At 64.7% G+C, this 19029-nt stretch carries 21 protein-coding genes and 1 tRNA gene; 9 read left to right on the top strand and 13 right to left on the bottom strand.

What is annotated here, in order from left to right; translation table 11 throughout:
- Nucleotides 1–172: 172 nt before the first annotated feature.
- Both rplL and rplJ read right to left on the bottom strand, forming a co-directional pair.
- Nucleotides 173–553 carry a 50S ribosomal protein L7/L12 gene (gene rplL, locus JQ633_RS21020; protein ID WP_211986987.1) on the bottom strand — a complete coding sequence of 127 codons (381 nt, stop codon included), beginning with the start codon at nucleotides 551–553 and terminating at the stop codon, nucleotides 173–175.
- Between the two features lie 54 nt (nucleotides 554–607).
- Nucleotides 608–1126 (bottom strand): 50S ribosomal protein L10, encoded by a 519-nt coding sequence (gene rplJ / locus JQ633_RS21025; RefSeq protein ID WP_211986988.1) that lies wholly within the window; start codon nucleotides 1124–1126, stop codon nucleotides 608–610.
- Nucleotides 1127–1740: 614 nt separating this feature from the next.
- Between rplJ and JQ633_RS21030 the strand changes: the two genes are divergently transcribed.
- Genes JQ633_RS21030 through sigJ form a run of 3 tightly spaced genes read left to right on the top strand, consistent with a single transcriptional unit; the run spans nucleotide 1741 to nucleotide 3521 of the window.
- Nucleotides 1741–2121, top strand: a complete 381-nt coding sequence (locus JQ633_RS21030; RefSeq protein WP_211986989.1) for a hypothetical protein — start codon at nucleotides 1741–1743, stop codon at nucleotides 2119–2121.
- Entirely contained in the window at nucleotides 2114–2659 is a 546-nt protein-coding gene (locus JQ633_RS21035) for a hypothetical protein (protein WP_211986990.1), read from the top strand. The genes JQ633_RS21030 and JQ633_RS21035 overlap by 8 nt, the downstream gene beginning before the upstream one ends.
- The gene (gene sigJ, locus JQ633_RS21040) at nucleotides 2637–3521 is read left to right on the top strand and encodes an RNA polymerase sigma factor SigJ (RefSeq protein ID WP_211986991.1); all 885 of its coding nucleotides are present in this window, start codon (nucleotides 2637–2639) and stop codon (nucleotides 3519–3521) included. The genes JQ633_RS21035 and sigJ overlap by 23 nt, the downstream gene beginning before the upstream one ends.
- Nucleotides 3522–3528: 7 nt before the next feature.
- Here sigJ and JQ633_RS21045 read toward each other — a convergent pair whose 3' ends face one another.
- The 7 genes from JQ633_RS21045 to JQ633_RS21075 form a co-directional block, all read right to left on the bottom strand.
- On the bottom strand, nucleotides 3529–4491 hold the full coding sequence (locus JQ633_RS21045) for a 2-hydroxyacid dehydrogenase (protein ID WP_211986992.1): 963 nt from the start codon (nucleotides 4489–4491) through the stop codon (nucleotides 3529–3531).
- Nucleotides 4492–4587: 96 nt separating this feature from the next.
- Nucleotides 4588–5280 (bottom strand): 50S ribosomal protein L1, encoded by a 693-nt coding sequence (gene rplA / locus JQ633_RS21050; RefSeq protein WP_211986993.1) that lies wholly within the window; start codon nucleotides 5278–5280, stop codon nucleotides 4588–4590.
- A 6-nt stretch (nucleotides 5281–5286) separates the two neighbouring features.
- A complete protein-coding gene (gene rplK / locus JQ633_RS21055) occupies nucleotides 5287–5715 on the bottom strand; it encodes a 50S ribosomal protein L11 (RefSeq protein ID WP_011088164.1) in 429 nt (142 codons plus the stop codon).
- A gap of 130 nt (nucleotides 5716–5845) precedes the next feature.
- The gene (gene nusG / locus JQ633_RS21060) at nucleotides 5846–6379 is read right to left on the bottom strand and encodes a transcription termination/antitermination protein NusG (protein ID WP_016840553.1); all 534 of its coding nucleotides are present in this window, start codon (nucleotides 6377–6379) and stop codon (nucleotides 5846–5848) included.
- A gap of 20 nt (nucleotides 6380–6399) precedes the next feature.
- Nucleotides 6400–6591 carry a preprotein translocase subunit SecE gene (gene secE / locus JQ633_RS21065; RefSeq protein ID WP_211986994.1) on the bottom strand — a complete coding sequence of 64 codons (192 nt, stop codon included), beginning with the start codon at nucleotides 6589–6591 and terminating at the stop codon, nucleotides 6400–6402.
- Between the two features lie 315 nt (nucleotides 6592–6906).
- Nucleotides 6907–8520 carry an acyl-CoA synthetase gene (locus JQ633_RS21070; RefSeq protein WP_211986995.1) on the bottom strand — a complete coding sequence of 538 codons (1614 nt, stop codon included), beginning with the start codon at nucleotides 8518–8520 and terminating at the stop codon, nucleotides 6907–6909.
- A gap of 55 nt (nucleotides 8521–8575) precedes the next feature.
- Nucleotides 8576–9340, bottom strand: coding sequence for a FadR/GntR family transcriptional regulator (locus tag JQ633_RS21075; RefSeq protein ID WP_211986996.1), 765 nt, complete (start codon nucleotides 9338–9340; stop codon nucleotides 8576–8578).
- 173 nt (nucleotides 9341–9513) lie between these two features.
- Between JQ633_RS21075 and JQ633_RS21080 the strand changes: the two genes are divergently transcribed.
- The 3 genes from JQ633_RS21080 (at nucleotide 9514) to JQ633_RS21090 (ending at nucleotide 12329) form a co-directional block, all read left to right on the top strand.
- Nucleotides 9514–10719, top strand: coding sequence for an ABC transporter substrate-binding protein (locus tag JQ633_RS21080; RefSeq protein WP_211986997.1), 1206 nt, complete (start codon nucleotides 9514–9516; stop codon nucleotides 10717–10719).
- Nucleotides 10720–10981: 262 nt separating this feature from the next.
- Nucleotides 10982–11425 (top strand): hypothetical protein, encoded by a 444-nt coding sequence (locus tag JQ633_RS21085; RefSeq protein WP_211986998.1) that lies wholly within the window; start codon nucleotides 10982–10984, stop codon nucleotides 11423–11425.
- Nucleotides 11426–12062: 637 nt separating this feature from the next.
- A complete protein-coding gene (locus JQ633_RS21090; RefSeq protein WP_211986999.1) occupies nucleotides 12063–12329 on the top strand; it encodes a hypothetical protein in 267 nt (88 codons plus the stop codon).
- A gap of 167 nt (nucleotides 12330–12496) precedes the next feature.
- Here the strand turns inward: JQ633_RS21090 and JQ633_RS21095 are convergent.
- Together JQ633_RS21095 and JQ633_RS21100 are read right to left on the bottom strand one after the other, a co-directional pair.
- A tRNA-Trp gene (locus JQ633_RS21095) sits at nucleotides 12497–12572 on the bottom strand.
- 91 nt (nucleotides 12573–12663) lie between these two features.
- Nucleotides 12664–13218, bottom strand: a complete 555-nt coding sequence (locus JQ633_RS21100) for a hypothetical protein (protein WP_349631583.1) — start codon at nucleotides 13216–13218, stop codon at nucleotides 12664–12666.
- A 280-nt stretch (nucleotides 13219–13498) separates the two neighbouring features.
- On the opposite strand from JQ633_RS21100, the gene JQ633_RS21105 reads away from it, so the two are divergent.
- Nucleotides 13499–14722, top strand: a complete 1224-nt coding sequence (locus JQ633_RS21105) for a serine hydrolase domain-containing protein (RefSeq protein WP_211987001.1) — start codon at nucleotides 13499–13501, stop codon at nucleotides 14720–14722.
- Between the two features lie 190 nt (nucleotides 14723–14912).
- On the opposite strand, the gene JQ633_RS21110 is transcribed toward JQ633_RS21105, so the two are convergent.
- Together JQ633_RS21110 and JQ633_RS21115 are read right to left on the bottom strand one after the other, a co-directional pair.
- Nucleotides 14913–15680, bottom strand: coding sequence for an SDR family NAD(P)-dependent oxidoreductase (locus JQ633_RS21110; protein WP_211987002.1), 768 nt, complete (start codon nucleotides 15678–15680; stop codon nucleotides 14913–14915).
- Nucleotides 15681–15751: 71 nt separating this feature from the next.
- Nucleotides 15752–16459, bottom strand: a complete 708-nt coding sequence (locus JQ633_RS21115) for a histidine phosphatase family protein (RefSeq protein WP_211987003.1) — start codon at nucleotides 16457–16459, stop codon at nucleotides 15752–15754.
- A gap of 136 nt (nucleotides 16460–16595) precedes the next feature.
- Here JQ633_RS21115 and JQ633_RS21120 point away from each other — a divergent pair, with 136 nt between their 5' ends.
- Both JQ633_RS21120 and argE read left to right on the top strand, forming a co-directional pair.
- On the top strand, nucleotides 16596–17381 hold the full coding sequence (locus JQ633_RS21120; protein WP_211987004.1) for an SDR family NAD(P)-dependent oxidoreductase: 786 nt from the start codon (nucleotides 16596–16598) through the stop codon (nucleotides 17379–17381).
- A 419-nt stretch (nucleotides 17382–17800) separates the two neighbouring features.
- Nucleotides 17801–18973 carry an acetylornithine deacetylase gene (gene argE / locus JQ633_RS21125; protein ID WP_211987005.1) on the top strand — a complete coding sequence of 391 codons (1173 nt, stop codon included), beginning with the start codon at nucleotides 17801–17803 and terminating at the stop codon, nucleotides 18971–18973.
- The last annotated feature ends 56 nt before the right edge of the window (nucleotides 18974–19029 follow it).

A 19029-nucleotide genomic window follows, 5' to 3' on the forward strand; every position in this document is an offset into this window, starting at 1 on the left:
GCCGCCGACCGTGTTTTTCCGCTGCCGACCCGATATGGGGAGGCAATAATGGAGATTCGAGGGTTAAGTCCACGCATCCCCACACTTTCTTGTGTCCAGCGCGCGACGCGACGTCCTGTCGCACACCGTTTGCATGGCCCGGGAGCGCCGCGAAGCGCTCCCGGATCGCGCATTACTTGAGCTCGACCTTCGCGCCAGCCTTCTCGAGCTGGGCCTTGAGCTTGTCGGCTTCTTCCTTGTTGACGCCTTCCTTGACCGGCTTCGGAGCGCCTTCGACCAGGTCCTTGGCTTCCTTCAGGCCGAGACCGGTGATGGCGCGGACTTCCTTGATGACCTCGATCTTCTTGTCGCCGGCGGCAGCCAGCACGACGGTGAACTCGGTCTTCTCTTCAGCCGGAGCAGCGGCAGCGCCACCACCACCAGCCGGGCCGGCCACCGCGACGGCGGCAGCGGCGGAGACGCCCCACTTCTCTTCGAGGAGCTTGGCGAGTTCGGCGGCTTCGAGCACGGTGAGGCTCGAGAGGTCGTCGACGATTTTCTGCAAGTCAGCCATTGATCTATTTCCTTAAACGTTTGGTTCGAACCAGGTTTGAGATTAGCGAAGGGGTCAGGCCGCTTCGCTCTTTGAGGCATGAGCCTGAATGACGCGTGCGAGCTTGGCCGCGGGCGCGTTGGACAGCTGAGCGAGCTTGGTCGCCGGCGCCACGATGAGGCCCACGATCTTGCCGCGCAGTTCGTCGAGCGACGGCAGTGAGGCGAGCGCCTTCACGCTGTCGACATTCAGGACGGTTTTACCCATCGAGCCGCCGAGGATGACGAACTTCTCGTTCGCCTTGGCGAATTCGATGGCAACCTTTGGCGCCGCAACCGGATCGTTCGAAGTAGCGATCACGGTCGGCCCCTTCAGCAGGGAACCGATGGAAGCGACGTCAGTGCCTTCAAGAGCAATTTTGGCGAGACGGTTCTTCGAGACCTTCACCGACGCGCCCGCCTGCTTCATCTGCGAACGCAGCTTCTGCATCTGGGCCACGGTGAGGCCGGAATAGTGAGCAACGATCGCGACGCCCGTGGTCTTGAAGACCTCGTTGAGCTGTTCGACCGCCTCTTTTTTTGCCGCTCGTTCCACAGCAAGCTCTCTCCGGTTGGCGGCCTTTCCGCGAGGCAGGACCGCCGGGTTGCACCCATCGTCCTGCCCAAAACCTGATCCCTGGGGGCCGAGACCCCCAGGACACGCCGGGCAAGACGACATCTAGAAGCCTGCCCTCCCAAAGCCTTGCGGCCCCGGGCTGTCGAGGTTCGAACCAAATCAGCCTTCAGCCGCGAACATAGGGCGACTTGAAGTGCAAAAATCCGGTCTTCACCCGTCTATGCAGGCCATGCGATTAAGCCGTTGAAAACACGAAGTTCTCGCGGGCGCCTGCAGTCTTGGACAGGATCGAGGCACTTCAGCACGCTGAAGGCCCCTGCGCACATTCCATGAGAGCGACGGGTTTCCTTCCTTTCGAGCATCCTTGCGGGCATGCGGAAAGGAATGATCTCCTATCGTCTCAGGTTTTCGGAATGCGAGCACGGACATGCCAGCAAGTGCCAGCACGCCCGGAAGGGGCTGTGTAGCCGGTCTCGCCCGGTTTGCCAAGAGCAAAATTCAGACCAGTTCCGCGACCCACAAGCCCGGCGAAAATTTCTCCCTGTCGGCGTCACGCTCCTGCCGTGTCGCTCGTCTGAGCGCTGGAGGTCTACATGAAACGAACGATCGCAGGAATTCTCGCCGTCTTCAATTTCACCAACGGACTCGTCATGCTGACGGCCGGTCCCCGATGGTGGACGCTTGTTCCCGGCGCAGCTGATACGGGGCCGTTTAACCCGCACTTTGTGCAGGACGTCGGCATCGCCTTCATGGCGGCCGGGCTCGGGTTGGCGGCACGGGCCTGGCGGGCGGCGTATTGGCCGGCAGCCGCCATCGGCGCCGCGTTTCTGGCCGGTCACGGCCTGCTTCATCTCGCAATGATCGTCGCGGGCCATCACCGCCACGCGGCCTCGGACCTGATGGCGGTCATCCTGCCTGCCGCCCTCGCCCTCTACGCCGCCTTGCCAACTCCAGGAGAACAACGACATGCGTAGTTTCATCGCGCGCCGCATTCTGCGCGCCACATCCAGGCGCTACGGCTACGACACGAGCTATCTCGAGATGATGCTGAAGCAATCGCCGAGCGCGTTCTTCAAGTTCGCCGCGCTGGCAAAGGCGGCCTCGCATCGCGAGGTCGTGCCCGTCGAGGCCTACTTTGCCGCCAAGCTCACCGGCGCGATGGCCGAGGACTGCGGCCCGTGCGCCCAACTGGTCGTCGACATGGCAATCGAGGCCGGGATGGCCAAGGAGCAGGTCGCCGCCGTTGCCGGGCGCAACGTCGCTGCCATGACGGCCGACACGGCGCTCGGCTTCCGCCTCGCCGATGCGATCGTGCGGCGATCGATCGACGATGACGCCTGCCGCGAGGCGGTCCGCGCCCGCTGGGGCGAGAAAAGCGTCATCGACCTCGCGATGGCGGTGCAAATGAGCCGTGTATTCCCCATGATGAAGCTGGCGCTCGGCTACGCCAAGGAATGCCGGCGCCTGACCGTGGCAGGCCATCAGATCGATGTCATCAAGCAGGCCGCCTGAAGCCGACCCGTTGGGGCCGTATCGCGCACGGCTGATCGGGCTCGCCTATCGCATGCTCGGCAGCCGCGGCGATGCCGAGGACGTGGTGCAGGACGCCTATCTGCGCTTCGCCACGGCTCAGGACGTGCGGAACAACGAAGCCTTCCTGGTCACGGTGGTGACCCGGCTCTGCCTGGACCGGCTGAAAAGTGCCCACGCCCAGCGCGAAGTTTATGTCGGCGCGTGGCTGCCCGAGCCCGTATTCGACGAGAGTCTTTCCGCCGAGGCCGCCACCGAGCTCGCCGACGATCTCTCCTTTGCGCTGATGCTGGCGCTCGACTGCCTCACCCCGCTCGAACGCGCCGCGTTCCTGCTTCATGACGTGTTCGACCGGCCGTTCGCGGAAGTGGCGCGCACGCTCGACCGCAGCGAGGTTGCCTGCCGGCAACTCGCGGCGCGGGCCCGCCGAACCGTCCGCGACAGCCGCCCCGTCCCGGTCGAGCCGCCCGAGGTCCATGCAAGGCTGCTGACCGCATTCTGTGAAGCCGCGGCCAGCGGCGACGTCTCCGCCCTGGCCGGCCTGCTGCGCGAGGACGCCATCGCCATCACCGACGGCGGCGGCCGCAAGCTCGCGGCGCTCAACCCGATCACCGGGGCCGAGCGGATCATCCGCTTCATACTCGGCATTGCCGCCAAGAACTCCGGCAACGATATCCGCATCGAGCCCAGGTTGATCAACGGGAGCGTCGGCGCGCTGGTCTATCTTGACGGAGAGATCGACCACACCCTCAGCCTCGCAATCGACGCGGAGGCCAACCGGATCGCGGCGATCTATTTGGTCCGCAATCCCGACAAGCTGCGCCATGCGCCGCGGCGAAACTGATTGGTGATCAGTTGGAGCGTGCGGCCACCGGATAAGCGAGCGGTCTTCCCGCGAAGAACGCCTCGAGATTGGCGAGCACGCAGTCCTGCATCGCGACGTGCGATTCCAGCGTGTGGCCGCCGAGATGCGGCGCCAGCACCACTTTGGGCAGCGCAGTCAGCGCATCCGGCGCGTGCGGCTCCTTGGTGAACACGTCGAGCCCGGCGCCGGCGATAGTTCCGTCGGTCAGTGCTGCGACCAGCGCCGGCTCGTCGATGACCGAGCCGCGCGCGATGTTGACCACGAAGCCGTCGCTGCCGAGCCGGCGCAGGATGTCGGCGTCGACCGCATTGACGTTGTCGGCGCCGGCGCGGACCGCGATCATCAGCACGCTGCACCAGTCGGCGAGCGCGGCAAGGCTCGGCAGATAGTGATACGGCAGGTCGTCGTATCTGGTGCGGCTGAAATAGCCGATTTCCGTCTCGAAGGCGGCGACGCGCGCAGCAATCTTGCGGCCGATCTCGCCCATGCCGTAGACGCCGACCTTGCGGCCGCGCATGCCGGCCTGCGGCCGCATCATCGGCGACGGCTTGCGGCCGGCCCAGTCGCCGCTGCGGACATAATTGTCGGCCACCGGTAGGCGCCGCACCGCCGCCAGCATCAAGGTCACCGCGATGTCGGCGACCGAGGCCGCATTGGCGCCCGGACTGTGGCCGACCGCGATGCCGCGCTGGGCCGCTGCGGCGAGGTCGATGCCATCATAACCAGTGCCGTAGCAGACGATGGCGCCAAGATTTGGCAGCGTGTCCATGACCTCGCCGCCAAGCGGCGCGCCACCGGCGGCGATCATGGCTCTGATATCGGCGAGATCACCGGCCGCGAACGCCTCGTCCGGCCGCTGGCCGGCTGCGTTGAGGATTTCGTAGCGCTCGCCGAAGCGGGTCAGCTGAGCCTTGGGAAAGCGCGAATAGACCAGGACCTTGTCGGGCATTGTTCTTGTTTCCTGCGAGGCGCCTCATGCACCAAAACAAAGGGCGGAACCGGTTGCCCGATTCCGCCCCTCTTTATCTCATCACTGCGACGAGCCTCAGCCGAGGATCGTGCCCGGCTCGACCTTCACGCCCGGGCCCATGGTGGAGGACACCGCCACGCGCTGGATGTAGGTACCCTTGGAACCCGCCGGCTTCGCCTTGGAGACCGCATCCGCGAGCGCCTTGACGTTCTCGACCAGCTTCTCCTCGGTGAACGAGGCCTTGCCGATGCCGGCCTGCACGATGCCGGCCTTCTCGACGCGGAACTCGACGGAGCCGCCCTTGGCGCCCTTCACGGCGGAGGTGACGTCCATGGTCACGGTGCCGATCTTCGGGTTCGGCATCATGCCGCGCGGACCGAGCACCTTACCGAGACGGCCGACCAGCGGCATCATGTCGGGGGTGGCGATGCAGCGGTCGAAATCGATCGCACCGCCCTGCACCTTCTCGACCAGGTCCTCGGCACCGACGACGTCGGCACCGGCGGCCTTGGCTTCCTCGGCCTTGGCGCCGCGCGCGAACACGCCGACGCGCAGCGTGCGGCCGGTTCCGTTCGGCAGAACGACGACGCCGCGGACCATCTGGTCAGCGTGGCGCGGATCGACGCCGAGATTGATCGCAATCTCAATCGTCTCGTCGAACTTCGAGGTGGCACGCTCCTTGACCATCTTGATGGCGTCCGTGAGCGGGTAAAGCTTCTCGCGATCAACGCCTTCGCGGGCTTTCTTCAAACGCTTTCCGATCGACATGGCGCCTTACCCCGCAACTTCCAGACCCATCGAGCGGGCGGAGCCCTCGACCATCTTCATGGCCGACTCGATGGTGTCGCAATTCAGGTCCTTCATCTTCTTCTCGGCGATCTCGCGCACCTGCGCCTTGGTCACCTTGCCGGCCTTGTCACGGCCCGGCGCCTTCGAGCCGGACTGGATCTTGGCAGCCTGCTTGAGGAAGTAGGACATCGGAGGGGTCTTCATCTCGAAAGTGAAGGACCGGTCCGCATAGATCGTGATGATCACCGGGATCGGGGTGTTCTTCTCTTCCTTCTGGGTCTGGGCGTTGAACGCCTTGCAGAACTCCATGATGTTCAGGCCGCGCTGACCAAGCGCGGGACCGATCGGGGGCGAAGGATTCGCCGCACCGGCCGGGACCTGAAGCTTCAGGTATCCGGTCACTTTCTTTGCCATTTCATACTCCTGTTAGGCCGGACGGAGCCGGCGGTTTCAGGTTCCGTGGTCCGGTCGAAGCGGCTGGCAACCCGCCTCCTCCCTCCCACGGCCTTTGCTAACGCGAGGCGGTATACCTCACGCCGTCCGGTCAGACCACCTTTTCGACCTGACCGAATTCCAGCTCGACCGGGGTGGCGCGGCCGAAGATCGACACCGCGACCTTCACGCGCGAGCGCGCCTCGTCGATTTCTTCCACCACGCCGGAGAACGAGGCGAACGGGCCGTCGGCCACGCGCACGTTCTCGCCGATCTCGAACGACACCGACGCCTTCGGCCGCTCCACGCCCTCCTGGACCTGGTGCAGGATGCGCATCGCCTCGGCCTCCGAGATCGGCATCGGCTTGTTTTCCGCGCCGAGGAAGCCGGTGACCTTCGGGGTGTTCTTGATCAGATGGAACGCTTCGTCGGTGAGCTTCATCTTCACCAGCACATAGCCCGGGAAGAACTTGCGCTCGGCGTCGATCTTGCGGCCGCGGCGGACCTCGGTGACCTTTTCGGTCGGGACCAGGACCTGCTCGAACAGCTCTTCCAGCCCGCGCTGCTTGGCCTGCTCGCGGATCGATTCCGCAACCTTTTTCTCGAAGTTCGAATAGGCGTGGACGATGTACCAGCGCTTGTCCATCACTAGAGTTCCGGTGTTCATCAGTGGATGCCCAAAATCAGGGTAACCAGATAGCGGATGACCTGATCCGCAGCGAAAAAGAAGATCGAGGCCAGCGCCACCATCACGAACACCATGATGGTTGTGATCATCACTTCGCGGCGCGTCGGCCAGGTGACCTTCGCGGTCTCCGAGCGCACTTCCTGCAGGAATTTAAACGGGCTGAAAGCCATCGCTGGATCCGCGTCCGTCACCGGACTATTTGCAACGTTACAAGGAATCCGAACAGCCGCCCTCGCGGACCCAGCCCTCGTTTGGAAGGTTGAGCCGATAACGAGCTCGATTGTTCGGGGGATTTAAGCCGCGCCGGATATCCGCGATCAAAGCGGGCCGGCAGCGAGTGCCGCGTATCTACTGCGAGACCGGCAAAAGGTCAAGGTCCGCAGGGCGTGCCTCGTGTCACCCCCGCCGGGGGGCGGATCGGAACAGGGCCCCTCAAATCAAGGGCTTAGAAGGCCGGCGTCCTTCCACGGCACCGGCCGGCCCGGTCAGCCGGCAAAGCTCTTCTGCACCGCCTGGTCGAGCGTCGCGCCGCCGACATAGCGCTGGCGCAGCTCGCGCTTCAGCAGCTTGCCGCTCGGGTTCTTCGGCAAGGCATCGACGAAGATGACCTGCTTCGGCACCTTGAAATGCGCCATCGACGCCGCGCAATGCTTGATCACGGCATCGGCGTCGAGGCTCTGGCCGGCCTTGACCACGACGATTGCGGTCACCGCCTCGATCCAGCGCGGATCGGGCAGCCCGACCACCGCGACCTCCGAGACATCAGGCAGCCGGTAGATCATCTCCTCGACCTCGCGGCTCGCGACATTCTCGCCGCCGCTCTTGATCATGTCCTTCACGCGGTCGACGACCGTGATGTAGCCCTCGGCATCGACGGTCGCGAGATCGCCGGAATGAAACCAGCCGCCGGAAAACGCCGCCGCGGTCTTCACCGGATCGTTGTAGTAGCCGGACAACAGATGCGGCGAACGGTGCACGATCTCGCCGACCTCACCGACCCTCACATCCGTCATGTCCGGGTTGACCACTCGCGTCTCGACATTGATCGCCGGCTTGCCGGCCGAGCCGGCCTTCGGCAGTTGATCCCCAGGGTTCAGCACGGTCGCGAGCGGCGCGATCTCGGTCTGGCCGTAGAAATTCCAGAACTTCACGTCCGGCAGGCGGCGCTGCAGCTCGAGCAGCACCTCGACCGGCATGATCGAGGCGCCGTAATAGCCCTTGCGCAGCGACGACAGGTCGGTGCGATCGAACGCCGGCGAACGCAGCATCGCGATCCAGATCGTCGGCGGTGCAAAGAACGAATTGATCTTGTGCGCCGCGATCAGCGCCATGATGTTGTCGGCGACCGGCTTGCCGGTGATCAGGCTGGTGGCGCCGAGATAGATCGCAGGCCCCAGGAAGACGTCGAGCTGCGCGCAGTGATAGAGCGGCAGCGCATGCAGCACATTGTCGTCGGTCGCCATGCCGCCGTCGATGATGCAGCTGACATACTGCCACATCACGGCTTCATGGGTCAGGATCGCGCCCTTCGGCAGCGACTCGGTGCCGCTGGTGTAGATGATCTGCGCGGGATCGCGGCTGTCGACCGACGCATCGGGCGCCGAGGCGACGGCGTGCAGCAGGCCGTCGAAGGTCTTGATGCCGTCGGGCGCCGTGGCCGGATCCTCGCCCGGTAGCCAGACCAGCCCCTCGACCGCGGATCCCTTGGCGGCCGCAGCCCGCGCCGTCTCGACAAAGTCAGGCCCCGCCGCGAGCAGCTTCGCGCCCGAATTGGCGAGGATGAAGTTGATCTCGTCCGGGTTCAGCATGAAGTTGATCGGCACCAGGATCGCGCCGATCCGTGCCACCGCGAAGCGCAGCGCCGCGAAGGCATGCGAGTTGCGCGACAGCACCGCGACGCGATCGCCCTTGGCAACGCCCAGCTCGAGCAGGCCGCGTGCGAGGCGGTTGCAGATCGCGTCCATCTCCGCAAAGGTCCAGCTCACCTCGCCGCAGATCAGCGCGGTCTTGCCCGGATAACGCCGCGCCGACCGCCGCAACAGATCGCCGATGCTGTGCTCGCGGGCGCGCTGGATGGTGGCTGCGATATCGTCGCTCATATGTCCCTCCCGAATGTGCTTGTTGTCGTTGTTCTGATCGGAGCTGTCAGCCGCCCTACTGCCGGGCGGCGTAGGCGTGCTCCATGTAGGTGTGCTCGACCGAGCGATCGAGCGAGGCGATCTTCTCGAAGCCGCGCCGCCAGTCCTGCAGATGCCGCCGCGTCCACAGCACGCCGGCCGCCTTGTCGCGCCGCCTGATCGCATCGAGCAGATGGCGATGCGCCTCGACGAGGCGCGCGCCGCCCTCCGCCACGCCGCCGACGATCATCTCCGTGGTCGGAAAGAACAGCTGCGCGGCCGGCTCGCGGGCGAGCTGCAGCACGCGGTTCTGCGAGGCCTTGGCCATCAGCACATGGAATTCCGCATCGAGCTCGGCAAGCGCCGCCGGCTTCTCCACCACCTCGGCGCTGCGCGCGAGATTGTCGGCGAGCTCGCTGATGTTCTCGTTGGTCGCGCGCTCGACCGCGCCCTCGACGCTCGCCACCTCCAGCGTCATCGACGTCTCGAACAATTCGCGGAACGTCACCTCGTGCAGGATCAGCGCGCGCGACAGGCGGGTGGCGAGCTTGTTGTAGCGCGGCAGGCAGGCCTGCAGCCGGCGACTGGAGTCGCGGCGGATCAGCCCGCCCTCTTCCAGCACGCGAATGCCTTCGCGCACCGTCGAGCGGTTGACGCCGAACTGCTCGACCAGTTGCTGCTCGGTGCCGATCGGCTCGCCCGGCTTGATCCGGCCGTTGATGATCTCGCGTTCGATCGCGTCCGCGACCTTCTGATAGGCTGGCGCTACATCGATGCGCCGGAACAGCGGCGTAGAGGCCACCAAAGGCTCCCGATTGTTGATTGTCCGACAAACGATAGGCGAAGGCTCTGGAAGCGTCAAAGGGAGCAAAGTTGGGCCAAATGTCGCGCCCTCGCAGGCCGAAATTGACTCGCTTACCGGTCAAATCTAGCTTTGTCGGACAAACCGATAAGAACAAACTGGGGAGGCACATCATGAAATCCACCGTCACCCGTCTGTCCGCCGCCGGGCTCATCGCCGCGGCGCTGGCGGGACCCGCTTTCGCGCAGCAGACGCCGCTCAAGATCGGCGTGCTGACCGATTTCCAGTCGGTCTATTCCGACATCGGCGGCCAGGGGAATGTCGAGGCCACCAAGATGGCGATCGAGGAGTTCGGCGGCACCATGTTCGGCAAGCCGATCGAGGTCGTCACCGCCGATCCGATGAGCAAGGCCGACGTCGCCGCCACCATCACGCGCAAATGGTACGAGGCCGAAGGCGTCGACATGATCATCGACATGCCGACCTCGGCGACCGCGCTCGCCGGCATGGAGATGTCGAAGCAGTTCGAGAAGATCATGATCGTGACGGATGCGGCGAGCTCCGACATCACCGGCAAATCCTGCTCGCCCTACACGCTGCACTGGACCTACGACACCTATGCCAACGCCCACACCGTCGGCAGCGCGATCGTCAAGAACGGCGGCGACACCTGGTTCTTCATCACCGCCGACTATTTGTTCGGCCATTCGATCGAGCGCGACACCGGAGACGTGGTCCGTGCCGCCGGCGGCAAGGTGATCGGCAGCGCGCGGCATCCGCTCAACACGCCGGATTTCTCGTCCTTCCTGCTGCAGGCGCAGGCCTCGAAGGCCAAGATCATCGGCATGGCCAATGGCGGCGGCGACACCATCAACACCATCAAGCAAGCCGCCGAGTTCGGCATCGTCGCGGGCGGCCAGAACCTCGCCGGCATCGTGATGTTCATTTCCGACATCCACAGCCTCGGGCTGAAGCTCGCCCAGGGCCTGATCATCACCGAGGCCTACTACTGGGATCTCAACGACCGCACCCGCGCCTTCGGCAAGCGGTTCTTCGACCGCATGAAGCGGATGCCGACGATGAACCAGGCCGCGACCTACAGCGCCACGCTGCACTATCTCAACGCGGTGAAGGCCGCCGGCACCAAGGACACCAAGCCTGTGCTGGCCAAGATGCGCGAGACCCCGGTCCGCGACGCATTCACCGAGAACGGCGTCGTGCGCGAGGACGGCCGCATGGTGCACTCGATGTTCCTGTTCGAGGTCAAGAAGCCCGAGGAATCCAAGGCCCCGTGGGATTACTACAAGGTCCTCGCCGAAGTGCCCGGCGACCAGGCCTTCCGGCCGCTGAAGGACGGCGGCTGCCCGCTGATCAAGTAGCCGGAAATGATCCATGGCCGGGGCTGAGCGCCTCGGCCAACATATTCAAATAATTGGATAAAAGCTGGCAGGCGTGGCAGGGCTCGAACCTGCGCCCCCGGTCTCGGCTCCGCGGGTTGGGTGGCAAACTGGCAGCACCTTTCCACTCGGCGAGCCGCATTGCCCTTTGCCAACAATCCACGGCTAAGCTCTTGGCAGATATGGTAGAATTATCGTAAACTAGACAGAAGCTTCGGTTCGCTGCGTTGGTCAGGGATCAGTCATGTGGATCCGGGTTTTGGCGGTCGGAATTGGCCTGATGGTGATGGGGGCAGTCGCCGCGCTCGGAAGAGATCCGGCGCCGGCACCGATCGTCGAGTATCCGGTGGCGGAGCGCGCGATGAAGGGCGACCGGCTTTCGCTCGTTCCTGATCACGCCAATACAGTCGGCAGCAATACAGTCGGCAACGCGGCGAACTCCGCAGCACAGGCCCCGATCGCAGTGGTAGCGCCGCCGGCTCCGAAAGCGGAAGCGGTCCCAGCGCCTCGTATCATCGCTCGACACCGGCATGAGCCAACCAACCCCAATCTCAGAAAGCGAACCCGCCAGGCCAGCCAACAGCGTCAAGCCGTCCCCGACGAAAAACCGATCCGCACCGTCGACTGCAACGGAAACGGGCTGGATAGTCTCTTGCGGTCGATGCGGCTAAAGCCGGGCTGTCTGTGAATTGACCCCGAGTCGGAACGACCCCGGCGCATCACCGCCGAGGCCGCCATTCCACGCTCCCGGCGGTGGGGCTGAGGGGTGGCCGGGAGCAATGGACTAGCTCCGACGAAGCGAGACCGTTCCTAAGCTTCTCTGGTCTCACCTCCCCGTGAACGAAACATCATTCCCGGTTCCTCGAAACCAGCGCGAAACAGACTGAGCCTAGCCTTTCGTTGGTCCAGAAGAAGCAAAGGCCATGACGAGTTCACTGCAGAATCGCAGAGTACGGCTGGTGGTGATCGCGAATTTGCTGTTCGTTGCCGCTGTTATGGTTGCGACACTTGTGCCGCGCTCCGTCTCCAGTGTTGCGCTCGGCAGCGAGTGGCAGTGCAGCAAATCGGCGTTTGTAACGACATGCCGCCCGATGTCCTGACGATGAGGGCTCGTGGCATCGACTGTGCAATTTAGTTAAGGCTGGGAATTTCAGGTGTCCCAGTTCAGAAGAAACCGCCGCCGGGCGTGTATTTGTGAGACCGGCGGCGTATTTTTTGGGACCTCAGGCCACGAACGAGCCACTCAGCGCCGCTGGCCACTCATCCTGCGTTCACACTGAACTTCCTACTGTGTGCGACGCTTCGGAACGCCACAGGAGGAAATCATGAAGCTTGGATTTGCACTTATCGGACTTGCCGCGCTCGCTGCCGCCGGAAGCGCTTCGGCGATGCCGATCGCCCCGCTCTCTCCCGCGTCAAACGTCGAGAACGCCGCCGTCGTATGCGGGCCGAACGGCTGTGTCCGCACTGCGCCCGTCTACCGCGGGTACCGATACGGTTACGGCTATCGTGGCGGTTACGCCTATCGTGGCGGCTACGGTGTCCGTCGCTATGGTTACGGCTATCACCGTGGTGGTTACCGCCGCTGGTGATTTCACGCGAAGGCAAGAGCCCGCCGGGATGAGCCGGCGGGCGGTATGTTCGCGAACCCTCGCGGCGGCGCTTGGCCGGATTTTGCTGCCGTGAGCCGCGCGGGTCCAAGTTGGGTCTGCGTTCGGAATTCGTTTCGGAAAATTGTCAGCTAAGTAATTGATTTAGCTGGCAGGAGTGGCAGGGCTCGAACCTGCGACCCCCGGTTTTGGAGACCGGTGCTCTACCAATTGAGCTACACTCCTGCAGGGAACCCGCGTCGCCGCCGGTTCGCGCCGTTTCAAGCATAAGCCATGCCCCGAATGCAAGGGCGAAGCGAATGCGGCGCGGCCTCCGCTAGACTTTGTTGTTGAGCAGCCAGAGGCGGTAGGTTTCGCCGTAACGCACGGCCACCTTGTCGGCCGGGCTCTGCTTGTCGGAATCGTCGATCGCCGCCTGCACGATCGCGCCCGCGATACCCTGGCCCGTATACAGAAATGCCGTCAGGTTCGGATAGGCGATGATGACGGCGCCGGTTCGTGCATCGACCAGGGTCGCATCCGCGGTCATGCCGCGGTGGCCACCGATCACGACGCGCTGCACCGCCGACGGCAGCGAGAAGCTCCTGACCACGATGTCGAGCCGCACCGGCCGGTTGCCCGCGAGCTGGCCGGCCATCGCCAACTCGACGCCGGACTTGATTCGCGGCGCCAACAGGCTCTGCACATAGGCCTTCGCCTCCGGCGTATTGGCCGCCGCCGTGATCTGATCGTCGCTGATCGTCTTCGCGTTCGCGTAGGCGCGGATTCCTTCTTCCCACACGACTTGCGCGTCCGGCGCGAAGCTGACGGCGACCGCCGTCAGCTTCATATTGGCGAGATCATTTTGCGACAGCGAATTTTCTACAGTCACGCAGCCCGCAAGCACGAGCATTGCGCCTAGCGCGACAACGCGCGCCAGCCCCGACAACAGCCCCAATGAAACCCCCGTGCCCCCGATGAATCAGCCCGCCTGCAGCAATAGGAGGTCATCGCGGCTGCTGTCTACCTTTAATTGTATCGCGGCGCGATGGACCCCGCGGATGGCCCCTGCGATGCGCGGGGTGCTGCATGCGCCGGGGCACCTGTTCACGGCGCGGCTTGTGCGCGACACTGCTGATCAGCGACCAACAACAAGAGCCCAGGGAGAGACCATGAACGTTCACACCGCCGCCAAGCCCGCTGCCGGCTCGAAAACGCCATCCCTGCCGGAAGCCAAGCCGGAGGCGATCGGATTGTCGCGCACGCGGCTGCAGGCGCTGTCCGACACCTTCAAGCGCGAGGTCGACAAGGGAACCATGCCCGGCGCGACGGTGCTGGTGGCGCGGCGCGGCCAGATCGGCTGGTTCGATGCGATCGGCCGGCAAAGCCCGCTGGCCGGCGCGCCGATGGCGCAAGATTCGATCTTCCGCATCTTCTCGATGACCAAGCCGATCGTCTCGGTCGGCATCATGATGCTGCTGGAGGACGGCCACTTCCTGCTCAACGATCCAGTCGCGAAGTTCATCCCGGAATTTTCCGAGACCAAGGTCGGCGTCGAGCGCAACGGCACGCTCGAGCTGGTGCCGGCGAAGCGGCAGATGACGGTGCAGGACCTGCTACGCCACACCTCGGGCCTGACCTACGACCACACCGGCAACGGCCTGGTGCAGCGGCTGTACCAGCAGTCGCGGCTGCGCAGCCGCAAGATCACCAATGCCGAGCACGCCACCATGCTCGCCAGCATGCCGCTGATCTGCCAGCCCGGCGCCGAGTGGAACTACAGCCGTTCCACCGACGTCCTCGGCCGCATCATCGAGGTCGTCAGCGGCCAGACGCTCGGCGGATTCCTGCACGAGCGCATCCTTGCCCCGCTCGGCATGGCGGAGACCGCCTTCCACACCGGCGAGGAGAACGCCGGCCGCCTCGCCGAGGCGTTCACGACCGATCCGTGGAGCCGCGAAAAGGTGCAGCTGTTCAACATGCTGGAACGGCCGGCGATGGAATCCGGCGGCGGCGGCCTGGTCTCGACCACCATGGACTATGCGCGTTTCGCCCAGATGCTGCTCAACGGCGGCACGCTCGACGGCACCAGGATCATCGGCCGCAAGACGCTGGCGTTCATGGCGTCGGACCATCTCGGCGCAGACGTCAGGATTCAGGGGACGCTGGTTTCGCCCGGCCATAGTTTCGGCCTCGGCTTCGCCGTGCGCACTCAGCAAGGCATCGCGCCGTTCACCGGCTCAGTCGGCCAGTTCTTCTGGAGCGGCATGGCCGGCACGTTCTTCTGGATCGACCCGAGCGAAGACCTGATCGCGGTCTTCATGATGCAGGGCCCCGGCCAGCGCGAATATACCCGCTCGCTGGTGCGCAACGGCGTGTATGCGGCGGTGGAGTGATTGGGGTTCCCTCACCCCACATCCAAGCTGTCATCGCCCGGCCTGTGCGCAATTGCGCACATGGACCGGGCGATCCAGTACGCCGCGGCCTATCCGCTCAACCACAACTGCCTCTGGAATACTGGATCACCCGGTCAAGCCGGGTGATGACAGTTGAGTTTGCGGCGCGGCTCGAGCACCCACGCCAGCGTCAGCTGATCGTCGCTCCGCCGTCGATCACGATGGTCTGGCCGGTCAGGAAGTCGCCGGCGCGTGAGCCCATCAGCACTGCGGCGCCTGCGATCTCGTCCGGCACGCCGATGCGCAGCAGCGGCGAGCGCGCGGTGGATGCCTTCAGCGTCTCCGGATTGTCCCACAGCGCCTTGGCGAAATCGGTCTTGATCAGGCCCGGCGCAATGCAGTTCACGCGGATATTGTGCTTGCCGTATTCGCAGGCGAGGTTGCGCGCGAGTTGCATGTCGGCTGCTTTGGAGATCGCGTAGGCGCCGAGCACGGTCGAGCCCTTCAGGCCGCCGATCGAGGACACGATGATGATGGAGCCGTCCTTGCGCTCGATCATCTGCGGCACCACCATCGAGATCAGCCAGTTGTTGGCGACGATGTTGTTGTCGAGGATCTTGCGGAACTGGTCGTCGGAGATGCCGGCGAGCGGGCCGTAATACGGATTGGACGCCGCGTTGCAGACCAGCACGTCGATCTTGCCGAACGCGCGGTTGCTCTCGTCGACGAGGTTCTGCAGATTTTCCTTCGACGAGATGTTGGCGGCGATCGCAACCGCGGTGCCCTTGCCGAACTTGCCGTTGATGTCGGCCGCGACCTGATCGCAGACGTCAGCCTTGCGCGAGGAGATCACCACCTTGGCGCCGTGCTCGGCCATCCGCTCGGCGATCGCAAGCCCGATGCCGCGCGTCGAGCCGGTGATGACGGCGACCTTTCCCTTCATGTCGAACAAGCTCATGTCTCTCTCCCATCTCCAAGGTGTTGACTTTGTGTCGAGCTAAGCAGCGTCGGAACCTTGCGGCAACAGAATCACGCGAGCTTGCTCGCCGGCCTCGCCTCCGGCCCCGACTGCTGATGCATCGCGGCGTGACGCGGATCGGCGATCCAGGGCTGCTGGTTCACCATCGGCAAGCGCCAGGTCGACAGGCCGGGCGCGGCGACATGATCGAGCCGCGTCACCGAGACGTTGTCGATGTCGAACGAAAGCCCGCGATCCGGCTGGCCGCCGAGCGCGAGCCCGACCGCGCATTTGATCACGCCACCATGGCCGACGGCGACGATATCCCGCCCCGCCTCCACGGCGTTGATCCGCACGATGGTGCGGCAGACGCGGGTGTACAGATCCATGTAACTCTCGCCACCGGGTGCCGGCTCGTTGACGTCGGCGAACCACGTGCTGCCGACCGGACGGTTGGCAAGAAACGTGGCGCGGTTCATCCCCTGCCATTGCCCGAGGTGTTGCTCGGCAAAATCGCGCTCCTGCGTCATGCCGTCAGGCTTCGGGAATCCCGCGGCCCAGATCGCTGCCGCAGTTTGATGCGTGCGCTTGAGATTGCTCGAATACCATACCGCCTTGCGCGGCAGAATTTTTGCAACCGCCTCGAACACCTCGGTGTCGCCGGTGTCGCATTCGATATCTGCCTGCCCGTAGATGTTGCCGCCGTCGCTGCGCACCGGCGCGTGGCGAACCCACCACCACCGCGTCACCGTAACCTTTGGCGTGTCTGGATTGGACATCGGATGAGCCCTTCAATACTGTCCCCCGTCGCTGTACGTCACGCCGCACGTCGTCTCAAGTGCTTCGGACGTTTGAAATTCTGTTTGAATTCCGTCGCGCGGCAGGCGCGGCGGAATAGTCACCAGGGAGAAGCTCATGGGCCGCCTCGAAGGCAAATCCGTCATCATCACCGGCGCCGGCAGCGGCATCGGCCGCGCTGCCTCGCTGCTGTTCACGCGCGAAGGCGCCAAGCTGATCGCGGTCGATCGCAGCGACGGCGTCAACGAGACCGCGAAGCTGGTGCGCGATGCCGGCGGCACGGTGGAAGCGGTGACGGCGGATGCGGGCTCGGAGAGCGACGTGAAGGCCTTCATCGCCAAGGCGGTTGCGACATACGGCAAGCTCGACGCGATCTGGGCCAATGCCGGCGTCAGCGGCGGACTGGTGCCGCTCGCCGACCAGACCGTCGAGCACTGGCAGGAGGTGCTGCGCGTCAACCTGATCGGCCCGTTCCTCGCCATCAAGCATTCGATCCCGCACATGACCAAGCAGGGCTTCGGCTCGATCGTCTGCACCGCCTCCGTCGCCGGCCTGAAGTCCGGCGCCAGCGGACATCCCTACGGCGCGAGCAAGGCCGGCGTCATCAGCCTGGTGCAGACCACCGCCTACTCGCTGTCCGGCACCGGCGTGCGCATCAACGCGGTCTGCCCCGGCCTGATCGAGACCGGCATGACGAAGCCGGTGTTCGACCGCGCCAAGGAACGCGGCACCCAGGACAAGATCGGCCAGCTCAACCCGCTGAAGCGCGCCGGCCAGCCGCACGAGCTCGCCGCGATGGGATTGTTTCTCGCGAGCGACGAAGCGTCCTACGTCAACGGCCAGGCGATCCCGGTCGACGGCGGTCTGACCGCGTCGATGCCGTATACGGGCAAGCCGATCTAGCAGCTTTCGTCCGAGCATCAGCATTTGCAGTGATGGGTCTCTCCCCATCCACCACTGTCATCGCCCGGCTCGACCGGGCGATCCAGTACGCCGCGGCGTTCGTTGTGAGAGGGACGCGTCGTGCCAGCGGTGCGCCCCAATGACCATTGGTAGTTATGGGTTCCTGCTTTCGCAGGGACGACGGTGAATGTGTGGCGCATCGCCCGCCACAAAACGCGGCGTCATCGCCCGGCTTGACCGGGTGATCCAGTATTCCAGAGGCAGTAGTGCTTGAGCCGAGAAGCCGCGGCGTACTGGATCGCCCGGTCAAGCCGGGCGATGACAAGTGGCGAATGAGCGCCCTGCACGAAGGCTTGACCCCGTCCAAAAATCGGCGCCTTCAGGAGGCAATGTCCTCTGCACCGCAAGCAAACCGAACCATGCCAAGCCAACGTCCCGACCGCATCCGCACGCTGCTCGCCGACCTCGTCGCCTTCGATACCGTCAGCGACCGCAGCAACCTGCCGCTGATCGATTATATCGAGAGATATCTCGCTTCGCTCGGCGTCAGCGCGCAGCGCATCGTTGACGACACCGGGCAGAAGGCCTCGCTCTGGGTCACCGTCGGCCCAGCGGACAAGCCCGGCCTGGTGCTGTCGGGGCACACCGACGTGGTTCCGGTTGCCGGACAGGACTGGACGCACAATCCGTTCGAGCTGGTCGAGCGCGACGGCCGGCTCTACGGCCGCGGCACGACCGACATGAAGGGATTCGTCGCCGTGTGCCTCGCGATGGTTCCGGAGATGCTCGATGCGAGTCTGGCGACGCCGATCAACCTTGCGATCTCCTATGACGAGGAGGTCGGCTGCGTCGGCGTGCGGCCGATGCTCCGCGAGGTCGGCCGCAAGCCGGTCAAGCCGCTCGGCGCCTTCATCGGCGAGCCGACGCAGATGCAGGTGATCATCGGCCACAAGGGCAAGCACGGCGTGCGCGCCACCTTCCGCGGCCTCGCCCGCCACTCCTCGATCGCGCCCGACGGCGTCAACGCGATCGAATATGCCGCCGAGCTGATCGTCGAGATCAGGCGGCGCGCCGTGTTGCTCGCCGCAAAACGCGAACGCGACAGTCTCTACGACGTGCCCCACTCCACGCTGCTTACCAGCATCGTGCATGGCGGCGCGGCGCTGAACATCGTCCCCGACACCTGCGCGGTGGAGTTCGAATGCCGCGGCATCGACATCAGCGAATCCCGCGAGGTGACGGATGCGATCATCGGCTGGGCCAAGGCCGAGATCGAGCCCAGGATGCGCGCGCGCCATTCGGAATGCGGCATCGATTTCGAGGAGATCCTCGACTACCCCGCGCTCGACACCGCGGCGGACAATCCCGTCGTCACGCTCGCCAAGCAACTGGCCGGCCGCAACGACCACGCCAAGGTCGCCTTCGGTACCGAAGCCGGCCTGTTCGACAGCATGGCCGGCGTGCCGTCGGTCGTGATCGGCCCCGGCTCGATCGCGCAGGCGCACACGCCGGATGAGTTCGTCGAGATGTCGCAGCTGATGGCCTGTGCAGGCTTTGTCGAGCGGCTGATCGCGCATTGCGCGAAGGGCTAGCGCGGCTTCGTAGCCCGCATGAGCGAAGCGATATGCGGGTGGAGTGTTCCCGGGTA

It is taken from the genome of Bradyrhizobium tropiciagri (assembly GCF_018130505.1).
GTDB lineage: Bacteria > Pseudomonadota > Alphaproteobacteria > Rhizobiales > Xanthobacteraceae > Bradyrhizobium > Bradyrhizobium tropiciagri_B.